Annotated in this window: 17 protein-coding genes and 1 riboswitch; of the genes, 11 read left to right on the top strand and 6 right to left on the bottom strand. The window is 53.0% G+C overall.

Annotated elements, in window-relative coordinates; genetic code table 11:
- Nucleotides 1–13: 13 nt before the first annotated feature.
- Complete coding sequence (locus ACMHXI_RS21010) at nt 14–859, bottom strand: tetratricopeptide repeat protein (RefSeq protein ID WP_413736039.1); 846 nt, start codon at nt 857–859, stop codon at nt 14–16.
- Between the two features lie 262 nt (nt 860–1,121).
- Entirely contained in the window at nt 1,122–1,700 is a 579-nt protein-coding gene (locus tag ACMHXI_RS21005) for a thymidine kinase (RefSeq protein ID WP_025009412.1), read from the bottom strand.
- Nucleotides 1,701–1,973: 273 nt separating this feature from the next.
- On the opposite strand from ACMHXI_RS21005, the gene ACMHXI_RS21000 reads away from it, so the two are divergent.
- Entirely contained in the window at nt 1,974–4,112 is a 2,139-nt protein-coding gene (locus ACMHXI_RS21000; protein ID WP_144164734.1) for a M3 family metallopeptidase, read from the top strand.
- A gap of 685 nt (nt 4,113–4,797) precedes the next feature.
- Complete coding sequence (gene brnQ, locus ACMHXI_RS20995) at nt 4,798–6,120, top strand: branched-chain amino acid transport system II carrier protein (protein ID WP_413736036.1); 1,323 nt, start codon at nt 4,798–4,800, stop codon at nt 6,118–6,120.
- 131 nt (nt 6,121–6,251) lie between these two features.
- Here the strand turns inward: brnQ and ACMHXI_RS20990 are convergent, their stop codons facing one another.
- The 3 genes from ACMHXI_RS20990 to ACMHXI_RS20980 form a co-directional block, all read right to left on the bottom strand.
- Complete coding sequence (locus tag ACMHXI_RS20990) at nt 6,252–7,823, bottom strand: Na+/H+ antiporter NhaC family protein (RefSeq protein WP_190535165.1); 1,572 nt, start codon at nt 7,821–7,823, stop codon at nt 6,252–6,254.
- An 81-nt stretch (nt 7,824–7,904) separates the two neighbouring features.
- Nucleotides 7,905–8,103: riboswitch (Lysine riboswitch) on the bottom strand.
- A gap of 90 nt (nt 8,104–8,193) precedes the next feature.
- A complete protein-coding gene (locus tag ACMHXI_RS20985; RefSeq protein ID WP_071237876.1) occupies nt 8,194–9,117 on the bottom strand; it encodes an electron transfer flavoprotein subunit alpha/FixB family protein in 924 nt (307 codons plus the stop codon).
- On the bottom strand, nt 9,118–9,867 hold the full coding sequence (locus tag ACMHXI_RS20980) for an electron transfer flavoprotein subunit beta/FixA family protein (RefSeq protein ID WP_025009414.1): 750 nt from the start codon (nt 9,865–9,867) through the stop codon (nt 9,118–9,120).
- A gap of 319 nt (nt 9,868–10,186) precedes the next feature.
- Between ACMHXI_RS20980 and ACMHXI_RS20975 the strand changes: the two genes are divergently transcribed.
- The 8 genes from ACMHXI_RS20975 to ACMHXI_RS20940 all read left to right on the top strand — a co-directional run bounded on the left by ACMHXI_RS20975 (nt 10,187) and on the right by ACMHXI_RS20940 (nt 20,219).
- Nucleotides 10,187–10,582 (top strand): H-NS family nucleoid-associated regulatory protein, encoded by a 396-nt coding sequence (locus ACMHXI_RS20975; protein WP_025009415.1) that lies wholly within the window; start codon nt 10,187–10,189, stop codon nt 10,580–10,582.
- A 293-nt stretch (nt 10,583–10,875) separates the two neighbouring features.
- Nucleotides 10,876–13,986: an amidohydrolase family protein gene (locus ACMHXI_RS20970; protein ID WP_413736033.1), complete on the top strand. Its 3,111-nt coding sequence runs from the start codon at nt 10,876–10,878 to the stop codon at nt 13,984–13,986.
- Nucleotides 13,987–14,018: 32 nt separating this feature from the next.
- On the top strand, nt 14,019–15,287 hold the full coding sequence (locus tag ACMHXI_RS20965) for an amidohydrolase family protein (RefSeq protein ID WP_413736111.1): 1,269 nt from the start codon (nt 14,019–14,021) through the stop codon (nt 15,285–15,287).
- Between the two features lie 61 nt (nt 15,288–15,348).
- Entirely contained in the window at nt 15,349–15,729 is a 381-nt protein-coding gene (gene rcsF / locus ACMHXI_RS20960; RefSeq protein WP_025009418.1) for an Rcs stress response system protein RcsF, read from the top strand.
- A 10-nt stretch (nt 15,730–15,739) separates the two neighbouring features.
- A complete protein-coding gene (gene tsaA / locus ACMHXI_RS20955) occupies nt 15,740–16,474 on the top strand; it encodes a tRNA (N6-threonylcarbamoyladenosine(37)-N6)-methyltransferase TrmO (RefSeq protein ID WP_045282522.1) in 735 nt (244 codons plus the stop codon).
- Complete coding sequence (locus tag ACMHXI_RS20950; RefSeq protein WP_025887628.1) at nt 16,471–17,124, top strand: acyltransferase; 654 nt, start codon at nt 16,471–16,473, stop codon at nt 17,122–17,124. The genes tsaA and ACMHXI_RS20950 overlap by 4 nt, the downstream gene beginning before the upstream one ends.
- Nucleotides 17,125–17,140: 16 nt before the next feature.
- Nucleotides 17,141–18,388 carry a GGDEF domain-containing protein gene (locus ACMHXI_RS20945; protein WP_208142620.1) on the top strand — a complete coding sequence of 416 codons (1,248 nt, stop codon included), beginning with the start codon at nt 17,141–17,143 and terminating at the stop codon, nt 18,386–18,388.
- Between the two features lie 112 nt (nt 18,389–18,500).
- Nucleotides 18,501–20,219, top strand: coding sequence for a proline--tRNA ligase (locus ACMHXI_RS20940; RefSeq protein ID WP_109248481.1), 1,719 nt, complete (start codon nt 18,501–18,503; stop codon nt 20,217–20,219).
- Nucleotides 20,220–20,378: 159 nt separating this feature from the next.
- Here the strand turns inward: ACMHXI_RS20940 and grpE are convergent, their stop codons facing one another.
- A complete protein-coding gene (gene grpE, locus ACMHXI_RS20935) occupies nt 20,379–20,996 on the bottom strand; it encodes a nucleotide exchange factor GrpE (protein ID WP_025009423.1) in 618 nt (205 codons plus the stop codon).
- 94 nt (nt 20,997–21,090) lie between these two features.
- Here grpE and nadK point away from each other — a divergent pair, with 94 nt between their 5' ends.
- On the top strand, nt 21,091–21,969 hold the full coding sequence (gene nadK, locus ACMHXI_RS20930; protein ID WP_025887624.1) for an NAD(+) kinase: 879 nt from the start codon (nt 21,091–21,093) through the stop codon (nt 21,967–21,969).
- Nucleotides 21,970–22,033: the final 64 nt, after the last annotated feature.

The following is a 22,033-nucleotide window of genomic DNA, read 5'->3' as shown; positions in this document are numbered from 1 at the left end:
CTGGCCGCCGGCGTTACAGCCGCAACAGGTCCTGCTGATGAAAGTGGATCACCACTTCAGGGTCAAGCTCGAGTGCCAGATCCAGTATATGGCTGATGCTGATGGGTCCCTCTCCCATCTGGCTTAAGCTGTTGTAATAGCCCAGTAAGGGTAAGGCCCAGCCGCGGCGCCTTTCAATCAGCTGCTGGTACAACAGGGCGGCCTCTTGGTATTGTTTCTGCTCATAGCTCAGCATGGCTTTGAGATAGACAAGCTGAAAATACGCACGGCCCTGACGCTTTAATCCCTTATCGAGCTGCGCCAGAGCCTCATCGGATCGTCCCAACGCCCGCAAGCTGACGGCCTGATAAAACTGCAGCTTATCCAGATAGTCATACTGTCTCGCGGCTCGTTTATAACTCTTGAGCGCTGCCTCATGCTGGCCCACTTGTGCCAGGATATTGCCTTTGAGCATCTGGCCATCGGCCCAAAGCTGAGGCTTGTTATTGAGATAGCGGTTTATCTGCTCCAGCGCTGCCGGATAGTCCCGGGTTTCATAGAGTGTCCTGGCAATATCCAACCTGAGATCACGCTCCGATCCCAAAGCCTCGGCTTTGCGGTAATCGGCCAGTGCGCCGCTATAGTCCGGACGCAGGCGTTGGGAATAAGCGGACAGCACCTGAGCCTTGGCCGCGGCGCGGAAAAAATACAGTTCAGAGTCCTTGGACAGCATGGGCTCGGCCTTGTCATAGGCCGCCACCGCCTTGGGATAATTGGGGATATTGCTGAAGTAATAAAGCTGCCCAAGCAAAAATGCCAGCCGCCCGGAGTCCGGGTAATTTTCTATGGCCGCATCCAGTCTGGGCGCCGCCTCTGCCATCTTCCTTTCATAAATAAGCTTTTGAATCACTTTAATTTCTGAGGCGGGAACGGCTTTATCTGCGACGGCCTGCAATGGCAAAACTGAGCCCAGCAATAACAGCAACAAACCCGGTAACCGCTTCCTGGATATACGGCTTCCAGCAGGGGAAATAGACGACATAAGCTTCCTTTCTTTATCTCTTTATTTATATCTTTGGCTGTTCGCCTGGGCTTTTACTATTGAACTTGTCGCTTTGGGCTTGCAACCACGACGCCTCGCATCAGTCCCAAATCAATTCGCGGTAGTGCTTACGACAGACAGACTCATAACTCTCATTGCCGCCTATCGCCACCTGCTCACCCTCACGCACCGGGTTACCCGCCCCATCACGACGGATCACCATATTGGCCTTGCGACCACAGTGACAGATGGTTTTCAGTTCTACCAACTTGTCGGCCCAGGCCAACAAGTACTGACTGCCAACAAACAGCTCGCCCTGGAAGTCGGTACGCAAACCGTAACAAAGTACAGGAATATCCAGGATGTCGACCACATAGGCCAGCTGTTTGACCTGCTCTTTACTGAGAAACTGGGATTCATCAAACAGCACACAATTCAGGTGCTGACGCTCATGTTCTGCGCGGATCATCTCAAGCAGATTATCGTCATGGGCAAAAATACGTGCATCACATTCAATACCGATCCTGGAGGCGACCTTTCCCACTCCAAAACGGTCATCTATGGCGGGTGTCATCACCAGGGTATGCATGCCGCGCTCGCGATAGTTATAGGATGACTGCAGTAAAGAGGTGGATTTCCCGGCATTCATCGCCGAATAGTAGAAATAAAGTTGCGCCAAAACGGCTCTCCCCTGAGAAAAATTCCGGCCGCAATTTTACACTTTTTACCACATAAATACAGGATGCATGCCCCATGCAGCCAAACTTGAGCATTGATTCAGCATTCGCTGAATCTACCCATTAAAATCAATTTGTTACACTTCTTTATCAATAAGCTGCTGGCCTGCAAACGTCGCGATTATGTAGGCTATAAACATTAAATTCAGCCACTTTTAAGCAACAAGTGCTAAGTTGCGCTAAAAAACTCATAACTAAAGATGGAAGTCATAATAATGCGAAAATCTCTTCTGGCGCTGGCCGTTGGCGCCACACTGGCTATTTCTGGCTGCAGCACCCACAATCCTCAGGACACAAATCTGGCAAGTGCGGAAGCCACTCAAAGCAATCCACTTTTTGCCAAGAGCACCTTGCAATATCAGGCCCCGGATTTTCGCCTGATCAAAGATGAACACTTCAAGCCTGCACTCGAAGCCGGTATTGCCGAGCACTACCAGGAAGTGTTGGCCATTGCCAACAACCCAGAGAAACCCACTTTTGCCAACACCATAGTCGCCCTGGAAAAATCCGGTGAACTGCTAAGCCGCGCCTCAAGCGTTTTCTATAATCTGACCGGCTCCAACTCCAACCCTGAACTGCGTAAAATTCAGGGTGAAATGGCGCCCAAGATGGCGGCCCATTCAGACAACGTCAATCTCAACCCGGAGCTGTTTGCCCGCATCGACAGCCTCTACTCTCAACGGCAGCAATTGGGCCTGAGCAGCGAAGAAGTGCGCCTTATTGAGGTGTACCACCAACGCTTTGTGCTCGCCGGCGCCAAGCTGACCGAGAACGAAAAAGCCCAGATCCGCGCCTTGAACGAAGAGCAGTCCAAGCTGGTGAACGAATTCCAGCAACGACTGATGCGGATGAACAAAGAAATCGCCGTAACTGTTACTGACGTTGCTCAATTGGAGGGTCTGTCCGACTCGGCCATTCGCAATGCCGCGGCCGATGCCAAGGCAGCCGGGCTTGATGGTCAATACCTGATCAGCATCACCAACACCACTCGCCAGCCTGTGCTGGCTCAGCTGAAAAACCGAGAGCTGAGAAAACAGATTTGGGAAGCCTCGGCCTACCGCGGCCTTGAAGGTGAAAACGAAACCGCCTCTCTGGTGGCCCGCCTGGCGCAACTGCGCGCCGAACGCGCCGCCCTGCTGGGATTTGATAACTGGGCCAGTTACCGCCTGAGCCCACAGATGGCCAAGACACCCGAGGCCGTCTATGAGATGTTCGGCTCCATGGTGCCGGCCGTTGTCGCCAACACCCAGAAAGAAGCCGCCGATATCCAGGCGATGATCGACAAGACTGGTGGCAAGTTCCAGCTCAAGCCTTGGGACTGGGCCTTCTATGCCGAACTGGTGCGCCAGGAGAAATATGATCTGGATGAAGCCAGCCTCAAGCCTTACTTCGAATTCAATCGAGTGTTGGAAGACGGCGTCTTCTTTACCCTCAACCAACTCTATGGGGTAACCTTCAAGCCACGGCCGGATCTGCCGGTTTATCACCCTGATGTCAAAGCCTGGGAAATGTTCGATGCCGACGGCAGCAGCATGGCCATCTTCTATGGCGACTATTTCGCCCGTGAAGGCAAGCGCGGCGGTGCCTGGATGAGCTCTTTCGTCAACCAGAACCTGCTCAAGGGCGACAAGCCTGTGGTGGTCAATGTGATGAACATCAAGAAGGCACCGGAAGGCGAAGCCACCTTCGTCAGCTATGACGAAGTAACCACCATGTTCCACGAGTTGGGCCACGGTACGCACGGCATGTTCTCCAAAGTAACCTACCCCAGCCTGTCCGGTACTGCGGTATCCCGTGACTTTGTCGAGTTCCCATCCACCTTCGAAGAGGACTGGGCCGGTCATCCACAAGTGTTGGCCAACTATGCCAAGCACTACCAAACCGGCGAGCCTTTACCCAAGGCGATGCTGGACAAGTTGCTGAAGTCCCGCAGCTTCAACCAGGGCTTCGACACCCTGGAGTATATGGCAGCCGCCCTGGTAGACATGGAGTGGCACTCACTGGACAAGGACGCACCGCTGCAGAATGTCGCCGAGTTTGAAGCCAAGGCGCTTGAAAAGCACGGCCTGAACATTGAAGCCGTGCCACCACGTTACAAGTCGACCTACTTTGCCCATGCCTTCCCGGGTGGCTACAGTGCCAGCTACTACGCCTATATGTGGAGCGAAATCCTCGCGGCCGATGCCTTTGCCTATGTACAGACCCAAGGCGGCCTGAAACGGGATATCGGCATGAAGTATCGCAAGACTATCCGCGAAGTGGGTAACAGCGTGCCACCTATGGAAGCTTACAAAAACTTCCGTGGCCAAGAGCCGACAACCGATGCCCTGCTCAAGCGTCGTGGTCTGCTCTGATAAGTGAGCGCTGACAACAGTTTAAGTCCGAGGGGCGAGATTACACCTCGGACTTAAGCATAAAAAACACCTGAGTCTTCCGGCTCAGGTGTTTTTTTATGACAAGCTATTCGACTTCCAGCACCGGCAATCATTCTCCCCGTAATCTGGGCCGGATCTATTTTGCAACCCCTTGAAAATGGACATGTGATACCTAAGGAAGGTGCGAATAAGTCCTCGTGACGTTCTCTTTTGTAGAGAGTGGCTTGCACAGCAATTTGGCGTTCAAGGCATCTGACTGAAGGCATGCCGGAGCCTGCCGAAGTCGGATTGAATCGTTAATGTTTCTTTAAAGAATTTTTAGTGGCTTATTCCTGTGAGTGGAGAAAATGTTGAAATACACACTATCCACTATTTAAGGCTTGCCAGGTTCCAAGAGATAGGTTTATAAGGGATCCACGCAGGGAGGAGCCTCCTCCCGTATTTTCTGTCAGCCTGGATTCTGTATGTCATTGGTCGCTTCCACAAGTTGCTTGCAGCCTAGTCGCCAACAAGTGACCGTCGCCAATCTCCTCCTGCTCTCTCTGGAACTCAACCGGGGCTGACAGGCTATTATCTTTTATTTTCTGTCAGTGAGAGTCGCTGGCAGAGTCATCAAAACGCTCACTTGCTGGTTACTTCAAAGCTGACATACTTGAGGAAGACTATGTTAAGTGCACGCAATATCGCCGCTTTGGGTTTTATGACCTTTGCAATGTACTTGGGCGCCGGCAACCTTATTTTCCCATCATTTTTGGGTTATCAGGCAGGCGAAAACCTGTTTCAGGGCATGGCAGGCTTTCTACTGGCCGGTGTGGGCTTACCCGCCTTTGCTTTGGTCATTGTGGCCCTGGTGGGGGGCTCCGATAACCTGACTTCAGTACTTCCCCGCCCTCTGGCTACCACGTTCTGGATTATGGTATTTATCGTGATTGGCCCGGCATTTGTCATTCCTCGCGCCATCACAGTCGCTTACCAATTCGGTTTTAGCCCGTTTTTCGGGGACAACGCTCTGGGTCCTTTTTCAATTATCTTCTGCATTATCGCTGTGCTGTTTTCCCTGTATCCGGGCAAACTGGTCGACAACCTGGGGAAGTGGTTGACACCGGCGCTAATGGCTATCCTACTGGCAATGGCTATCGCCGCGCTGTTGTTTCCGAGTCAAGGCATTTCCCAAGCGACCGGCGCCTATGTAAGCAGCGCATTTGCCGAAGGTGTGACTCAAGGATATATGACCATGGACGCCTTGGGTTCTATCGGTTTTGGATGGGTTATCTTCCGCGCGATTAAAAGTATGGGTGTCACTCAGCCAAAGGCGATTACCAGGTACACCCTGATTGCCGCCTTGATGTACGCTGTGGCTATGGCACTGGTATACATCTCCCTGGCTTATATCGGCGCCAGCAGCGTCGGTGAATACAGTAACGGCGGGGATATTCTGACCACCTTTACCACAACACATTTTGGTATTTTAGGTACCTTGCTGTTGGGAGCTGTGATGATATTGGCTTGCCTGACGACGATAATCGGCGTGACGACTGCCGGCAGTGAGTTTTATAGCCGCACATTCAGTAAAGTGTCTTACCGTAACAGTGTGCTGGTCACCATGATAATTGGAGCGTTGGTTGCCAATATTGGTCTGGAGCAACTTTTGCAGATCACCCAACCCGTCGTGGTAGCCCTGCATCCGATTGCGATTGCCCTGTTATTGATTGCCCCGCTACGGCGCCTTGTGTCCATGTCTGGCGTACTTGCAACCTTAGCGGCAGCGTTGATTTTTGGCGCTCTGGACGCCTTGCATATTCTCGGCAGTATGCCTGCCAGCCTGGATGCAATTTTGAACCAATATCTACCCTTATACGCTTGCTATGCAGCTTGGATTGTCCCGACGGTTATTGTTCTGGCCATAGCGACGAGTTTGACTCTGTTTGCCCGCTCGGCATCGGCTCGCGTCATCACGGAAAACTCAATAGAGCTGCCACAAAAATAATTGGCGAGGCCAGTTTGAATCAATAGGTATTTAGCCTGAATATCCAAGACGAGAGTACGCCTCCAACTCAGATAGCCCTGAACTATAGGTAACAAAAAACGCTGCCGAGGCAGCGTTTTTTAATTGGCCGGCTAGGCAGCACTGTTTTTGGGCTGCTGCCACTTGAGCCACACCAGCCCCAGCATAAACAGCACACAACTGCTGGCAAGCCCAAGCCATACCGACTCGGTAAAGCCGAGTACTATATAGCCGCCGAGGGAAATAACTGCTACCAAGACCGCATAGGGCAACTGAGTCAGCACATGGTCGATATGATGGCAGCTGGCACCTGTGGATGACAGAATCGTGGTGTCCGATATCGGCGAGCAGTGATCGCCAAACACAGCCCCGGAAAGCACGGCGGCCAGCATAGGCAACATCATGCCACTGTGGCTGCCCATGGCCATATCGGCGGCAATCGGCAACATGATACCAAAGGTGCCCCAGCTGGTGCCGGTAGAAAAGGCGGTAAGCCCAGCCAAAATAAATAGCACGGCCGGCAACAAGGCAAAGGGAATATTGCCACTGGCGAGGCTGGCCATAAACTTGCCGGTTTCCAGTGAGCCGATGATCCCGGCTATGGTCCAGGCAAACATCAGAATATAGATGGCCGGCAACATGGAACGGGCACCCGAGGTGAGTGCCTTGAGGATCATCTTGGCTTCAATCTTCTGGATAAAGGCCAGCAGCAGCGTCACCACCAGGCCGATGGAGGCGCCGAAAAACAGTGACGAGCCCACATCGGTTTTCTCGAAGGCACCTATGATACTGAAAGGCAGGCTTTCTGCCGCCAGGGCATCGGCACCACTGGAAACCATAAAATAGAAGGTCGCCACCACCAAGACACCTATGGGCAGGAACAGGCCGTGCACCTGGCCGGTTTCCGCCTCGGGCAGATCGGCATTGGCACCGGGGGGCAACCCCTTGGACTCATCATAGAGATTGCCCTTGCGGGCGTTGAGCTCGTGTTTGCGCATGGCGCCAATATCCAGCTCCATAAAGGTGACACACAGCAAGAGCGCAAGGGCAAACAGGGCATAGAAGTTCATAGGGATCATCTGCACGAAAGCACTCAGATGTCCTACTTCAGTAAAACCGTGAGCGGTGAGAATGCCGCCGATAAGGGCGATAATATAGGCGCCCCAACTGGACACCGGCGAGATAACGCACACGGGTGCCGCGGTAGAATCCAAAAGATACGCCAGTTTGGAGCGGGAGATATAGTATCTGTCGGTCAGAGGCCTAGCGATACTGCCCACCACCAAGCTATTGAAGTAGTCATCGATAAACACCGCACAGCCGAGAAACATGGTCAGCAGCTTGGCATCACGGCGATTACGGATATGCTGTCTGGCCCAGTTGGCAAAGGCCCTGGCCGAGCCACTGACGGTGATCAGCGCAGTGATCATCCCCAGCAGCACCAGGAATCCCAGAATATACAGGTTCCAGGCATTGAAAGCGTCATCGTCCCATACCAGGGAAAGCACCCTTTGCCCCAGATAAACCCCGGTGTCCAATACCGACCATTGATTGAGCAACAGGGCTCCAATCAATATCCCCAGCCCCAGCGATAACAGCACCCGACGGGTGAGGATCGCCAATAAAATTGCCACAACCGGCGGCAACAAAGAGAGTGCCGAATCGGCATAACTTGTTAGTGTCATTGAGTCTTGTTCTTCGTTAAATACGAATGGAGGGCAACTGAACTGGTGGGAAAAGGCAATGGCATACCGAGTAGCACCTGTCCTTTCAGTAGCGCTCCATAGTAACGTCAATCTGTCATCCCGACAGAATATACTATGGCAGTGCTGCCCCTATTTGGTAACAGCCCCAGCGGTGGACCTTGATAAGTCGCAACCACTTCGGCACCAAATCCTTTCGCGATACATAAACGGAATCACCCTGCTTACCGCTACTGATATTTAGTGCGCCTCTACTTCTCAGGACGCCTGATGTCAGGCGTGAGGCACATAAAAACATAGGCGGCTTTGAGGATGCTACCCCAAAGCCGCCTATCGTGACCTAGATCACAGATTAAATCAACTCGTTCAATTTAGGCACAACATCAAACAGGTCAGCTTCCAGACCATAATCGGCAACCTGGAAGATAGGCGCTTCAGGATCTTTGTTGATGGCCACAATGACTTTTGAGTCCTTCATACCGGCCAGATGCTGAATCGCCCCGGAGATACCCACAGCGATATAAAGCTCTGGCGCCACGATTTTACCCGTCTGGCCAACCTGCAGGTCGTTGGGAACAAAGCCGGCATCCACTGCTGCCCGCGATGCACCTACGGCGGCGCCCAGCTTATCGGCCAAGGCTTCCAGCATGGCAAAGTTTTCGCCACTACCCATACCGCGACCACCGGAAACAATGACTCTGGCGCTGCCAAGCTCCGGACGAGCCGACTCGGTCAGGCTCTGGGATACAAAGCTGCTCTTGGCGTCAAAGACGCTATCGAGCTGATTGATTTCAGCTGAGCCTGTCTCGGCAACGGCGTCGAAGGCGCTGGCGCGCACAGTGGCCACTTTCTTATCGTCCAGACTCTTAACGGTTGCCATGGCGTTACCGGCATAAACGGGACGGACAAAAGTCTCGGCATCAATCACCTTGGTGATCTCCGAAAGTTGAGCCACATCCAGCAAAGCCGCCACTCTTGGCAGTATGTCCTTACCCTGGCTTGAAGCTGCAGCCAGAATGTGGCTGTAGTCACCACTCAGAGACAAGATGAGTTCACCAATATTGTCGGCAAGATGAGCACCATAGGCAGGGTTATCGGCCAGCAGTACTTTACTGACGCCTTCAAGCTTGGCGGCAGCATCGGCGGCGGCCTTACAATCCTGACCGGCAACCAAGAGGTGAATATCTCCCCCTATGGCTTTGGCTGCGGCGACAACTTTGGCTGTGTCCTGTTTCAGGCTGGCATTATCGTGTTCAGCTATTACTAATACGGCCATTTAGATCACCTTCGCTTCGTTTTTCAACTTGTCCACCAGCTCCTCAACGGAAGCCACCATCACACCCGCCTGACGGCTGGCCGGCGTTGCTACCTCCAACACCTGTACGTGCTGCTTGAGCGCCACTCCCAGGTCATCAATGCTCATGGTCTCCAGCGGCTTGCGCTTGGCTTTCATGATATTGGGCAAAGAAGCATAGCGGGGCTCATTCAGACGCAGATCTGCGGTGACCACGGCAGGCAGAGGCATGGACAGAGTCTGTAAGCCGCCATCCACTTCACGGGTGACCAGCAGAGTTTCGCCTTCCAGCTTCACTTCAGATGCAAAGGTTGCCTGAGGCATACCGGCGAGCGCCGCCAGCATCTGTCCTGTCTGATTGTTATCGCCGTCGATGGACTGCTTACCGAGCAGAATAAGTTGCGCCTGTTCCTTGTCCTGCACCGCCTTGAGCAGTTTGGCAATAGAAAGGGGCACCAGCTCTTCATCGGTTTCGATGTGAATGGCACGGTCGGCACCCAGAGCTAGTGCGGTACGCAGTTGCTCCTGTGCCGCCTTGGGACCTATGCTGACAACGACGACTTCAGAAGCACTGCCGGCTTCTTTCAGACGCACGGCTTCTTCTACCGCAATCTCACAAAATGGATTCAACGCCATTTTCAGGTTGGCTGTTTCAACGCCTGTGTTGTCGGCCTTGACCCTGACCTTCACATTGGCATCGACCACACGTTTTACTGGCACCAATACTTTCATAGGGTTTCCTTCCTACACCTTGTATCTAATGTGGGTTGCGTACCGATGATACCAGGGCCATCAGTACAGGATGGCTCAACTTTACGTGCTGTTGACGTTAACGTCAACAGCAACTTAAACGCTCGTTTGTCACTTCTGTCACACTTTAAGGCCAGTTTTTTGAACACTTGGCAACTTTCATGGTCATAGAATTGAGTTAAATAAAGAAATTAATGTCAATTGGCGTAAAAATATTTGATCCAGACTCTTATAGTTTCTATTATTTATAGCGATGTTCACCATAACCCAATTTATAAATTAGCGTGGGACCAAAATACTTATGAGCGATTTTCTTGATATATTGACTCACGGTCGTCGTTTTAAGGCCGCAGTAAAAGAGTTGAGCGTTGCAGATCTGCGCGATCTGGCTGCCAAATTGGATAAGATCATTATTGATCGTGAAGAGGAAGCCAAGGAAGAAGAAAAGGCACAAGCTGAACGTCTTTCTAAAATAGAAGATATCCGTAAGCAGATGGAAGCCGTTGGCCTGTCTGTTGAAGATCTGGGTAATGTTGCTGCCGCCAAGGCTGCTCCCAAGAAGCGTGCTCCTCGCCCACCAAAATACAAAATCGTTGTAGATGGTGAAACTATTACTTGGACCGGTCAAGGCCGTATGCCAACTGTATTCAAGAACGAAGTAGACAAAGGTCGTTCAATGGATGATTTCCTGATCTAATCAGGCATCTATTTACTTAAGCCTCGACAGTGTCGGGGCTTTTTTATGTCTGATAGACGTCTGGCATCTGTTAAAAAGCCTTACAATTACGCCTTGGCATTTACATTTTGACTGGGTTAACTTTTATGGACATCAGCACAGCCATGTATCCCGTCGGCCTCAGATACCTTTTTGTATTATGGATATCTGTAACTCTTTGGTAAAAAAGTAGTGAATATATACTGATGTTCATATCTTTTTACTGATAGCTGTGACTTTTCCCCAAAAGAATAATGACAAGGTAGCCACAACAGATGAAACCCTCTTTCCCCGCCGCAAAACTGCTGTTTATCAGCCTTGTGGCCTGCAGCGCCTACGCCGATGAAACGCAACTGACAGACAATACTCCGAGATTGACCGCCTTAACCCACGCCAAACTCATGCTCTCCCCGGGTAAGCAATTGGATAACGCTACCCTGCTTATTGAAAATAACCGGATAAAGCAAGTTATTTCCAATAATGAAATTCCACAAAATGCTTATAAGATAGATCTCAATGGTTACACCATCTATCCGGGGTTTATCGATCCCTTTGCCGAATATGGCTTGGAGTATTCAGAATCGCCGGCAACTATTGAAGGCCCTGTCTATCGGATAAACCCCAAAGGGGCTGTGGCTGCAAATGGGGCTATTCACGCAGAGAAAGAATGGTTTTCCTATGTATTGGCAGATAAAGAAGCCGCGTCAAATTGGATAAGCAATGGCTTTACCAGCGTTCAGAGTGCTCATCTTAACGGAATATTCAGGGGAATTGGTGTTTCACTGTCTTTGGCGGACAAGAATAGCAATCAACTGATATATAATCCCCAAAGTCGACATTTTATGGCTTTTGATAAAGGCAATTCACCACAGGACTACCCCAACGCCCTGATGGGAAGCATAGCGTTAATAAGACAGACTCTCAGTGATGCCAACTGGTATAACCAGAATAAAATGAAAGCAGCCGGCCGCGAGGATTTATTGTCACCGGAATTTAATATCGCCCTTGAGCGCTTGCACGATATAAAAAATCGTGGTGCGATATTTGACACCCGAAACCTCAATAACCAGTTGCGTGCAGCCAAACTCTTGAGCCAAGAAGATATCCAGCCAATCTTACTGGGAAATGGCCAGGAATATGCAAGAGTGAGAGAACTGCAAGAATATCGACCCGTGTTGATATTGCCGTTGAACTTCCCCGCTGCCCCTCAGGTCAGTGATGAAGACAATGCCAGGGAAGTACCACTCAGAACCTTGAGACACTGGGAGCGGGCACCGAGCAATCCTGCTGTGATGGCCGCCAACAATATCCCCTTCTCCTTCACCCAATACGGCATGGACGGTAAAGCCTTTTGGCCCAGGTTGAGAATGGCGCTGCAAGCCGGTCTCGACGAAGAAACCGCATTGGCAGCGCTGACCACAGAAGCCGCTGCGGCCGCCGGCATAGATAATTTGGTCGGTAAACTGGCGCCCGGCTATATGGCCGATCTGGTGATAGCCAAAGGCAATCTGTTTCAGGACGGCGAAATAGTCAGCGTATGGTTGCAGGGCGAAGAGCAAAAACAGCTGGCTCCGGAATTCCAGTGGCAAGGCAGTTATCGCCTGCATTTGGCTGAACTGGAATTGGATCTTGAGCTGCAACTGACCCAGCAAACGCCCCGAAAACTCAGGGGCAACCTCAGCAGTGGCGATCAACAGATAGCGCTTGCTCACCTGAAAGCCGACAGCAAACGCCTGAGTTTCAGCGTCAATTTGCAGGGTGCCGGCATAAATGGCATCAGTAGATTGACTCTATGGCAAGATGATGAAGGATTGAGAGGAAGACTCTTGAGTGCCGATGGCACCGTGACTCAACTGGCCGGCTCAAGATTGCCACAAGCGCTTTTAATGCAAGAGACAGAAGAGGATACGCGGACAAATAGTCAGGCAACAAGCCCCAAAACTGTGTCAAAGACCGGGCCAAAGACTGAACCCGAGTATCTCAGTCGTTTGACGAGTCCACTGCAAGCCTATGGCCGCAGTGAGCTGCCAGGTACGGAAAAACTGCATATCCGCAATGTCACCCTCTGGACTTCAAGTGAGGCAGGCATTATTGGCAACAGCGACCTGCTTATGGCCAACGGCAAGATTGAAAAGATTGGCACAGATCTCAGCACTCCGGCAGGTTATCAGGTCATAGAGGGAGCAGACATGCACCTGACTGCCGGGATCATAGATGAGCATTCCCACATTGCCGTGAACGGCGGCCTCAATGAGATGTCCGATGCCATCACCTCAGAAGTACAAATAGCCGATGTGCTTAACCCGGATGATATTGCCATCTATCGCTCCTTGGCCGGTGGCGTCACTACCGCCAATCTGCTGCATGGCAGTGCCAACCCTATAGGTGGCCAGTCGCAGGTTATTCAACTGCGCTGGGGTGAATCGGCCGAGGGACTCAAGTTCACCCGGGCCCATCAGGGGATTAAGTTTGCTTTGGGGGAAAACGTCAAACAGAGCAACTGGGGCGAGCGTTATACCCGCAGATTCCCGCAAAGCCGCATGGGGGTGAAGGCCCTGATGAGTGATGCTTTCAATGCCGCCAGAGACTATAAAGACGCCCAGGCCCAATATGCCGAGCTGCGCTCACGGGAGAAACGTAAGCAGCTCTCCCCTCGCCCCGATTATCGTTTACAGGCGATTGCCCAAGTGCTGAATGGCGAGCGCGATGTGCATATTCACTCCTATGTCCAGTCTGAAATCCTGATGTTCTTGCGCCTCGCCGAGGCCTACGATTTCAAGGTCACCGCCTTCACCCATGTACTGGAAGGCTACAAGCTGGCCCCCGAGTTGGCGGCTCATGGTGCCGGTGCTTCCACCTTTGCCGACTGGTGGGCCTATAAATTTGAGGTCTATGATGCCATTCCGCAAAACGCCTGTTTGATGATGAATGCCGGCGTGCTCACCTCGATTAACTCAGATGACTTTGAGATGCAGCGGCGCCTGAATCAGGAAGCCGCCAAGTCGGTGAAATACTGCGACATGTCCCAGGAAGATGCCTGGAAGATGGTAACCATCAACCCCGCCAAACAGCTCGGAATAGACGCCATAACAGGTTCAATTGAAGAGGGAAAACAGGCAGATTTGGTGCTCTGGGATGCCAACCCCCTATCGGTTTATGCCAAGAGCCAGGCAGTGTGGATTGGCGGCAAACGCTACTTCGACCGCGCTGAGGATAAGCAAATGACCCAGGCTATCGCCAGCGAGCGCCAGGCGCTGATCCAGAAAATTCTTGGCAGTGATCCGGCGCGGCTTCAAGGCGAAACGACGTCAGAAATCATAGAGCCCTTGTGGCAATGCGATACCCAATTCAACGCCTGGGGCCAGAATAAGGAGAGCCGCCTGTGACCAAGTTTCCTCTATTGCCACGCATGGCATCTATGCTGGCACATCTGCTGCTGGGTGGTTTGCTATTGATGTTCGCACCGGCAAAGGCCCATAACCTGATCCCGGCCGAGCGCCAGCAGCAAGCCATATTATTGAAAAACGCCACGGTTCACACCGTCAGCCAAGGCACACTCGAAAATACCGATGTGCTGCTCGAGCAAGGTGTTATCAGCGCCGTAGGCCCAGGATTAACGGCTGAAAATGCCCGGGAATTTGATCTCAGTGGCAAACACCTTTATCCCGGCCTCATAGCACTGGATACCACCCTGGGCTTGGTAGAGATAGCCATGGCCAGACCAACAGTCGACAGCCGCGATGTCGGCAGTGCCAATCCGCAGCTTGAAGCCGCCAGCGCCTTCAACCCGGATTCGGAATTGCTGCCCAGTGTGCGGGCCAACGGTATCACCCACGCGCAAATAGTGCCAAGAGGCACCGGCATTGCCGGGCAATCGGCGCTGGTCTCACTGGATGCCTGGACCATAGAAGATGCCCAGGTTCCATCCAAACCACAGTTCCACCTCTATTGGCCAACGGAGCCGCAAAAACAAGGTACCAGCGAGGCAGATAAGCAGGCACAAATGGCCTATCAGGACGCGCTGTCACAGATACACAAACACTTTGAAGCGGGTAAACGCTACGCCTTGAGTCAGCAAGGCAGTGAAGGCGCCCTTGAAGACAGCCGCTGGCAAGCGCTCTTGCCTCTGTATCGCCAGGAGGCGCGGCTATTTGTTCATGCCGACAGGCAGCGGCAGATAGAGGCTGCCATTGCCCTGGCCCGTCAGTATGGATTCAAGTTAACCCTGGTCGGCGGCTATGATGCCTGGCGCCTGGGTGCAGCGCTCAATGAAATAGAGGCAAGTGTCATCTATACCCATACGCTTGACTTGCCGCTACGAGAAGATGAGCCCATAGGTCAGGCATTTAGAGTGCCGGCCTTGCTCAAGCGCGCCGATATTCCCTTCGCTCTCGGCTTCAGCTCCGATTGGGACAGCCGTAACCTGCCGCTGGCCGCGGGCCAAACAGTGGCTTGGGGGCTCAGTAAAGAGCAGGCGCTCAAGGCCATTACACAAGATGCCGCCAAGATACTGGGGGTAGACAACCTAGGGGCGGTAGCGCCCGGGTTTCAGGCCAATATTGTGGTCAGCAGCGGCGATATTCTCGACCCGATGAGCAGCCGGATAGAGCTGATGTTTATCGACGGCAGACAGGTGGATCTCAACAATCGTCATCGGCAGCTTTATCAAAAGTATTTGAAGCGATAGAATTTCCCATACAGCTCCCGGGATGGCCGGGAGCATGGACGAATAACTATAAGGCCAGGCCATGAAACCGATTTTCCTCTCCACTCTGGTACTGCTGCTTGGCGGCTGCGCCGGGGAATACAGCTTCAATTCCAACCTGGACAGCCAGGCTATCCAGGAGTATTTCAAACCTTCGGAAGTACAGCTGTTCGATGGCAGCCGGCCAACAGGCCAATATGAAGTGCTGGGATTGGTTGAAGGCAATGCCTGTCAGTCTGAGCTCGATGGTGTACCGGCCACTATGGCCGATGCCCGCACTGAGGCGCGCCGGGCGGCGGCCGATATGAAGGCCAATGGTCTTATCATTAAAAACTGTGTCGAAACCCAGGAAGCCGCAGCCGGTTGCTACACCAGCGCCATGTGTGTCGGCCAGGCTATTCGCCTGGCAACCCCGAAGGAGTAAACCTGACGTTATGGGGTTTTCGACTCAGATAGAAGCGGTTGCCTATTGCCGGACACCATATAAACAGAAGTTTGGTATTCCTCGTCAGCCGGGCTTGGTGGATTTTGTTCGCGGTTTTGTAGAACTGACAGCGCCCTACAATCATATTGATGCGGTGCGTGGGCTGGAGCAGTATTCCCACCTCTGGTTACTGTTCTGCTTTCATGAAAATCTGGCCCAGGGCTGGAAAACCACGGTGCGCCCTCCCAGGCTCGGCGGCAATGAAAAGCTCGGGGTGTTTGCCACCCGCTCCACCTTCAGGCCCAATGGCATTGGCCAATCTGTGGTGAAGCTGCATCAGATCCACCAAGGCAAAGGCAAGGTGGTTCTGGAGATCTCCGGCATGGACCTGCTCGATGGCACTCCGATAATCGACATCAAGCCCTACATCCCCTTCTCGGATGCGATACCGGAGGCGATAGGCGGCATAGCGCAGCAGGCTCCCGAGCAGGTTGAGGTCAGCTTCAGCAATCTCGCAGTAGAACAACTGATCCGACTCGAGAAACGCTATCCCGGGCTGGATAAGCTCATTCAGGCGGTGCTGGCCCAGGACCCGAGACCCGCCTACAAGAAAGGCAAGCCGGATCCCAAACGCTATCAAGTAGCTCTGTATGATCTGGATATCTTCTGGCATGCCCAAGAGCAAGGCATTGAAGTCGAAACCATACAGCCCTTTTGTGCCAAAGCGTCCGGCGCCGGTGCATGAGTGATTTTACCCCCTCAGCTGATGACTATCAGGCGCAACACAAGAGGCGCCTCTCCTGGATGCCCTGGCTCTGGTATCGCCTCAAACCCAAACATCTCGAGTGGGCCCTTCCCTGGCAACAGGCGATTCAGGCCAGGCTCCAAGCCCTTGAAACCATCAGCATAGGGCAAAACTGCTTTATCGCCCCCGAGGCAGAGCTGTTTGCCGAACCCGGCAGGCCGATAACCCTGGGCGATGAGTCCATGATAGCCGCCAACTGCTTTCTGCATGGGCCGATACAGATAGGCCGGGAGGTCAGCATCAACCACGGCTGCTCGCTGGATGGCGGCAGTCGCGGCATAGTGATAGGTGACAAGACCCGTATTGCCAACAATGTCACCATCTACGCCTTCAATCATGGCATGGCGCCGGATATGCCCATCTATCGTCAGAGCAGCCAATCCAAGGGGATTGTGATTGGCGAGGATGTCTGGATTGGCGCCCAGGCCGGTATCGTCGATGGTGTTACCATAGGCGACTGCGCCGTCATTGCCATGGGCGCCATTGTCACAAAGTCGGTACCCGCGTTTGCCATAATGGCGGGAAATCCTGCTAGAGTAGTGGGAGATAGACGCGATAAGCCACTGACGGGTAGTGAAAAAAATCAATAAGAGGAAGTTGAGCGCCATGGATTGCCAAACCCGCCCAAACACACAAACACCAAGAAGCACGTCACTTGGCTTGCCGGGGATCCGCAGCCGGTTACTGCTGAGTTTTTTTCTGCTTGCCGGGCTGATAGTGTTTTTTGGCGGAGCCAGCCTCTGGGTGATGGAGCGTACAGGCAAGGCCCATATCGCCGAGCTCCAGGACCAGAAACTGCTGCTGCAAACCATCAAAGCCAACCAGATGCAGCATCTGGCACTGCTGAAACTCAAAAACAACTGGCCTACCTATCCCTCCAACGAGCGGGAGGCGATCCTCGACGAAACCAGGCAGAGACAACAACAGATTATAACCACCCTGAGTCAGTTTACCCTGGCGGCCAAAGAATATGACGAGGCCCTGGCTCTTGGACAACAGCTGTCAGTGATGAGTGGTCAGCCTTTGAGAGCACCACATATGACCGGCATGATAAGTGCCATAGATAATCTTTCTCTGCGCCTGTCCGGCATAGGGCTGACCCACCTGGATGCCCAGGCACAAAAGAACAGCAAGTCGCTGATGCAAACCCTGCTATGGCTGGTGCTCGGGTCACTGGCACTGATAGTTCTGAGTCAAACTGTGGCCTGGGCTGTAATTGGCCGCCACCTGCTCAAACCCTTGTTGCAGACCAGCCACAAGCTCAGCGAATTGGCGGAACAAAACTTCGGTGGCAACTCCCCAAATGCCGTGAATCGGGAAACACTCAAGATAAACCATGCGCTGTTGTCTCTTGAGGCCCAAATGAGTGCCTTGACCAGCGAGCAACAACAGGACGAACTCACAGGGCTCTATAACCGCCGCAGCTTCAACCAACTGTTGAAGCAGGCCTGGCACAAAGCGGTAGTGAAACAGCACAGGATAGGCCTGTTGCTCATTCAGAGCGATCAGGCCATTGCCAGCGAAACCCTGCTGCATTTGGCCCAAAGGCTGCTGGACTTTGAAGTTAGCGGTGAACATTTTCTGGCGCGATTGCAACAATCTCAGTTGGCACTGTTACTGCCAGACCGGGATCCGGAAGCCTGTATCCGCATTGCCCAGAGCCTCAATCAATTTGTGCTGGCGGCCAATCTGAGAGCCAAGGCCCAAAGCCCAAGACTGACAGTCTCTATCGGTGTGGCCAACATCCAACCGGCCAGGCAACTCGGTTGGGACACCCTGGTATTTCAGGCCGAAGAAGCCCTGCTCAGCGCCCAAAACCGCGGCGGCAACTGCAGCGCCAGTGCCAATCAGTAGCCGACAGGCTAAATTCGAGCAAGGAAAGGGGAATTTATCCGCCCTGGCCGCGTGACATCATCAAAGCAAGTGATAAAATGGCGGCCATTCAATTCATTTCGGACCCAAGGTAATGCGAGTCAGTCAATACCTGTTATCAACACAGAAAGAAAACCCTGCCAATGCAGAGATAGTCAGTCATCAGCTTATGCTGCGCGCCGGTATGATACGTCGCAACGCCTCAGGCCTCTATAGCTGGCTGCCGTCCGGCCTGCGCGTACTGCGCAAGGTCGAAGCCATTGTGCGTGAAGAGATGAACAAGGCCGGTGCCATCGAAATTCTGATGCCCATGGTACAGCCGGGGGATCTCTGGGTGGAAACAGGTCGCTGGGACAAGTTTGGCCCGGAACTGCTGCGCTTTGTAGACCGTCACAATCGTGACTTCGTTCTGGGCCCGACCCATGAAGAAGTGATTACCGATCTGGTGCGCAAAGAAGTCAGCTCCTACAAGCAACTGCCGCTGACCCTGTATCAAATCCAGACCAAATTCCGTGATGAAGTCCGCCCACGCTTCGGTGTCATGCGCTCACGTGAGTTCCTGATGAAAGACGCCTACTCTTTCCATCTGGATCAGCAAACCATGGATGATACCTATCAGGCCATGTACACGGCTTACAGCAACATCTTGTCGCGCATGGGCCTGGCCTTCCGCCCTGTACTGGCAGATACCGGCTCTATCGGTGGCAGCATGTCACACGAGTTCCATGTTCTGGCCAACAGTGGTGAAGATCTGATTGCCTACTCCAATGGCAGCGACTATGCCGCCAATATCGAGAAAGCCGAAGCGCCGCTGCCAACCACAGAGCGCGCCGCGCCCACTCAGGAAATGACCTTGGTAGACACACCCAATGCCAAGACCATAGACGAACTGGTTGAGCAGTTTGGCCTGGATATCACCAAGACGGTTAAGACCCTGATAGTCAAAGGCGCCACCGAAGAGGCCCCGCTGATAGCCCTGGTTGTCCGTGGCGACCATGAGCTGAACGAAGTCAAAGCCGACAAACTGGAACTGGTTGCCGCGCCGCTGGAATTTGCCTCTGAAGCGGAAATTCGTGACGCGCTGGGAGCCGGCCCTGGTTCTCTCGGTCCAGTCGGTCTGACTATTCCTGTGGTCATAGATCACAGTGTTGCCGTGATGAGCGACTTTGCCGCCGGTGCCAACCTAGACGACAAACATTATTTTGGTATCAACTGGGAGCGGGATCTGCCGCTGGCCAGCGCCGCCGATATCCGTAACGTAGTGGAAGGTGAAACCACCCCTGACGGCAAAGGCACTTACGCGTTCGCCCGCGGTATTGAAGTTGGCCATATCTTCCAGCTGGGCACCAACTACTCTGCCGCCATGAACGCCACTGTGCTGGACGAGAATGGCAAGTCTCAGACCCTGCTGATGGGCTGTTATGGTGTCGGCGTCAGCCGCATCGTTGCCGCCGCTATCGAGCAGAATCACGATGACCGCGGTATCATTTGGCCGGAAGCGATTGCCCCATTCACAGTGGGTATTCTGCCGATGAACATGCACAAGTCACACAGAGTAACTGATACTGCCGAGCAGCTTTACAAAGAGCTGACCGATGCAGGTATCGAAGTGCTGTTCGACGACCGTAAAGAGCGCCCTGGCGTGATGTTTGCCGATATGGAGCTCCTGGGTCTGCCTCACACCATAGTGATTGGCGACCGCAACCTGGATGCCGGTGTTTATGAATATAAGAACCGCCGCACCGGAGAAAAGCAGGAAGTGCCTATGGCGGAGATAGTGGACTTTATCAAAAAGGCCGCTGGCCAGAAGTAAGCTCCTGAATTCAAGAGCCCCCAGGCTCCAGAAAACCCAGGAACAAGAAAGCCGAGCTTAGCTCGGCTTTTTCATGGCTGGAAACCTGCTTGCAAATAAAAAACCGCAGATAAGTCTGCGGTTTTTTAGTCTCGCCGCTATGGGCGTTTTAGTGCGCTATCAGGCTTGGGTATCGACACCTTCACCACCCTTGGACACCATTACCATGGCAGGACGCAGCAGACGCTCATTGAGCTGATAGCCCTTTTGCATAACCAGCATCACAGTATTGGCCGGGAACTCGGCGCTTGGCTGCATGCCAATGGCTTGATGCTGCTCAGGGTTAAAGGCTTCACCCATAGGATCTATCTGCTTGACCCCGAACTTCTCCACCGCGGACAGGAAGCTTTTCAGTGTCAGCTCAACCCCTTCAAACAAAGGCTTGGTGGCTTCATCGGCCTTATCGGCACCCACCAGAGCACGCTCCATGTTATCGATCACAGGCAGCAGCTCATTGCTGAACTTTTCCAGGGCAAACTTATGCGCCTTCTCCACATCCTGCGCCGCCCGGCGACGGATGTTGTCAACTTCAGCTGCGGCACGGATGACAGAATCTTTCTGCTCCTCAACTGTCGCCTGTGCGTCAGATAAAGCCTGCTCCAGCTCCTCAATACGGAAGTTCGCCTGAGTCAGCTCGTCGATAATGCCGCCTTCCTCAGCTATGCCCTCGGTGGTTTCAACCTGGTCAACCACTTCTTCGACCTGTTCCTGCTCTGCTTTAAATGACTCTTTGTTCATTTCTACTCCAGCTAAAAATGCTTTGTTTCTGCATACTCTGGGCATATTATGGGGATCAAATTGACCGTTTCAACCCCCAGAGTTCCCAAAATCTATGTCCACTGAGTTTCATACTATAGGCCTGATAGGAAAACCCCACCATCAGGGGACCAACCTGACCCTCAAGCGCCTGCATCATTGGCTGAAAATGCAGGGCTATGATGTGCTGGTGGAAGAGAGAGTCGCGGCCGAACTCGGGAAAGATGTGCGCGCGGTAGACCTACTGGATATCGGCGAACACTGTGATCTGGCGATAGTCGTCGGGGGGGATGGCAATATGCTGGGCGCGGCCCGGGTTCTGGCACGCTTCGATCTCGGCGTTATCGGTGTCAACCGCGGCAATCTGGGGTTTTTAACCGATCTGCCGCCGGATGCCTTTGAGGAATCTCTGGCCAAGGTGCTGGATGGTGAATATGCCACAGAACACAGGTTCCTGCTGGAAGCCGAGGTTTATCGCCACGGTGAAGTCAAAGCCAGCAATACCGCCGTCAATGAGGCCGTACTGCATCCGGGCAAGATAGCCCATATGATCGAGTTTGAGGTCTATATCGACAACCAGTTCATGTACAGCCAACGGGCCGATGGCATGATAGTGTCTACACCGACCGGCTCAACCGCCTATTCGCTGTCGGCCGGCGGCGCAATATTGACCCCCAATCTCGAGGCGCTGATCCTGGTGCCCATGTTTCCCCATACCCTCTCCTGCCGCCCTATAGTGGTCGACGCTTCCAGCACCATCAAACTGGTGGTGTCACCGGAAAACGGCGAAAACCTGGAAGTGAGCTGTGACGGCCATGTCACCTTATCTGTAATGCCGGGCGATGAAATTATTCTGAGGCGCAGCAAGGAGCGGCTCAAACTCATCCACCCAAAGGGGCACAACTACTTTCACGTCTTGCGCAACAAATTGGGCTGGGGCAGTAAACTCTTTTGAAGCCGGCGCTTGGGCGATGTCAGCTTGCCACTCAATCCAACTTAGTTAAAGCACCTGAGAATAA

Source organism: Shewanella sp. BJSY2023SW005, from assembly GCF_047314585.1.
Lineage (GTDB): Bacteria > Pseudomonadota > Gammaproteobacteria > Enterobacterales > Shewanellaceae > Shewanella > Shewanella algae.
Note: the sequence above shows the minus strand (reverse complement) of the source record. Positions and strands in the feature narration are given on the sequence as shown.

Coding starts and splice junctions, on each gene's coding strand:
- ACMHXI_RS21010 (WP_413736039.1), bottom strand. CDS start 859: ATGGCAGAGGCGGCGCCCAGACTGGATGCGGCCATAGAAAATTACCCG.
- ACMHXI_RS20965 (WP_413736111.1), top strand. CDS start 14,019: ATGCTGGCACATCTGCTGCTGGGTGGTTTGCTATTGATGTTCGCACCG.
- ACMHXI_RS20970 (WP_413736033.1), top strand. CDS start 10,876: ATGAAACCCTCTTTCCCCGCCGCAAAACTGCTGTTTATCAGCCTTGTG.
- ACMHXI_RS20950 (WP_025887628.1), top strand. CDS start 16,471: ATGAGTGATTTTACCCCCTCAGCTGATGACTATCAGGCGCAACACAAG.
- ACMHXI_RS21000 (WP_144164734.1), top strand. CDS start 1,974: ATGCGAAAATCTCTTCTGGCGCTGGCCGTTGGCGCCACACTGGCTATT.
- ACMHXI_RS20990 (WP_190535165.1), bottom strand. CDS start 7,823: ATGACACTAACAAGTTATGCCGATTCGGCACTCTCTTTGTTGCCGCCG.
- brnQ (WP_413736036.1), top strand. CDS start 4,798: ATGTTAAGTGCACGCAATATCGCCGCTTTGGGTTTTATGACCTTTGCA.
- nadK (WP_025887624.1), top strand. CDS start 21,091: ATGTCCACTGAGTTTCATACTATAGGCCTGATAGGAAAACCCCACCAT.
- ACMHXI_RS20985 (WP_071237876.1), bottom strand. CDS start 9,117: ATGGCCGTATTAGTAATAGCTGAACACGATAATGCCAGCCTGAAACAG.
- ACMHXI_RS20940 (WP_109248481.1), top strand. CDS start 18,501: ATGCGAGTCAGTCAATACCTGTTATCAACACAGAAAGAAAACCCTGCC.
- tsaA (WP_045282522.1), top strand. CDS start 15,740: ATGGGGTTTTCGACTCAGATAGAAGCGGTTGCCTATTGCCGGACACCA.
- rcsF (WP_025009418.1), top strand. CDS start 15,349: ATGAAACCGATTTTCCTCTCCACTCTGGTACTGCTGCTTGGCGGCTGC.
- ACMHXI_RS20945 (WP_208142620.1), top strand. CDS start 17,141: ATGGATTGCCAAACCCGCCCAAACACACAAACACCAAGAAGCACGTCA.
- ACMHXI_RS20975 (WP_025009415.1), top strand. CDS start 10,187: ATGAGCGATTTTCTTGATATATTGACTCACGGTCGTCGTTTTAAGGCC.
- ACMHXI_RS20980 (WP_025009414.1), bottom strand. CDS start 9,867: ATGAAAGTATTGGTGCCAGTAAAACGTGTGGTCGATGCCAATGTGAAG.
- grpE (WP_025009423.1), bottom strand. CDS start 20,996: ATGAACAAAGAGTCATTTAAAGCAGAGCAGGAACAGGTCGAAGAAGTG.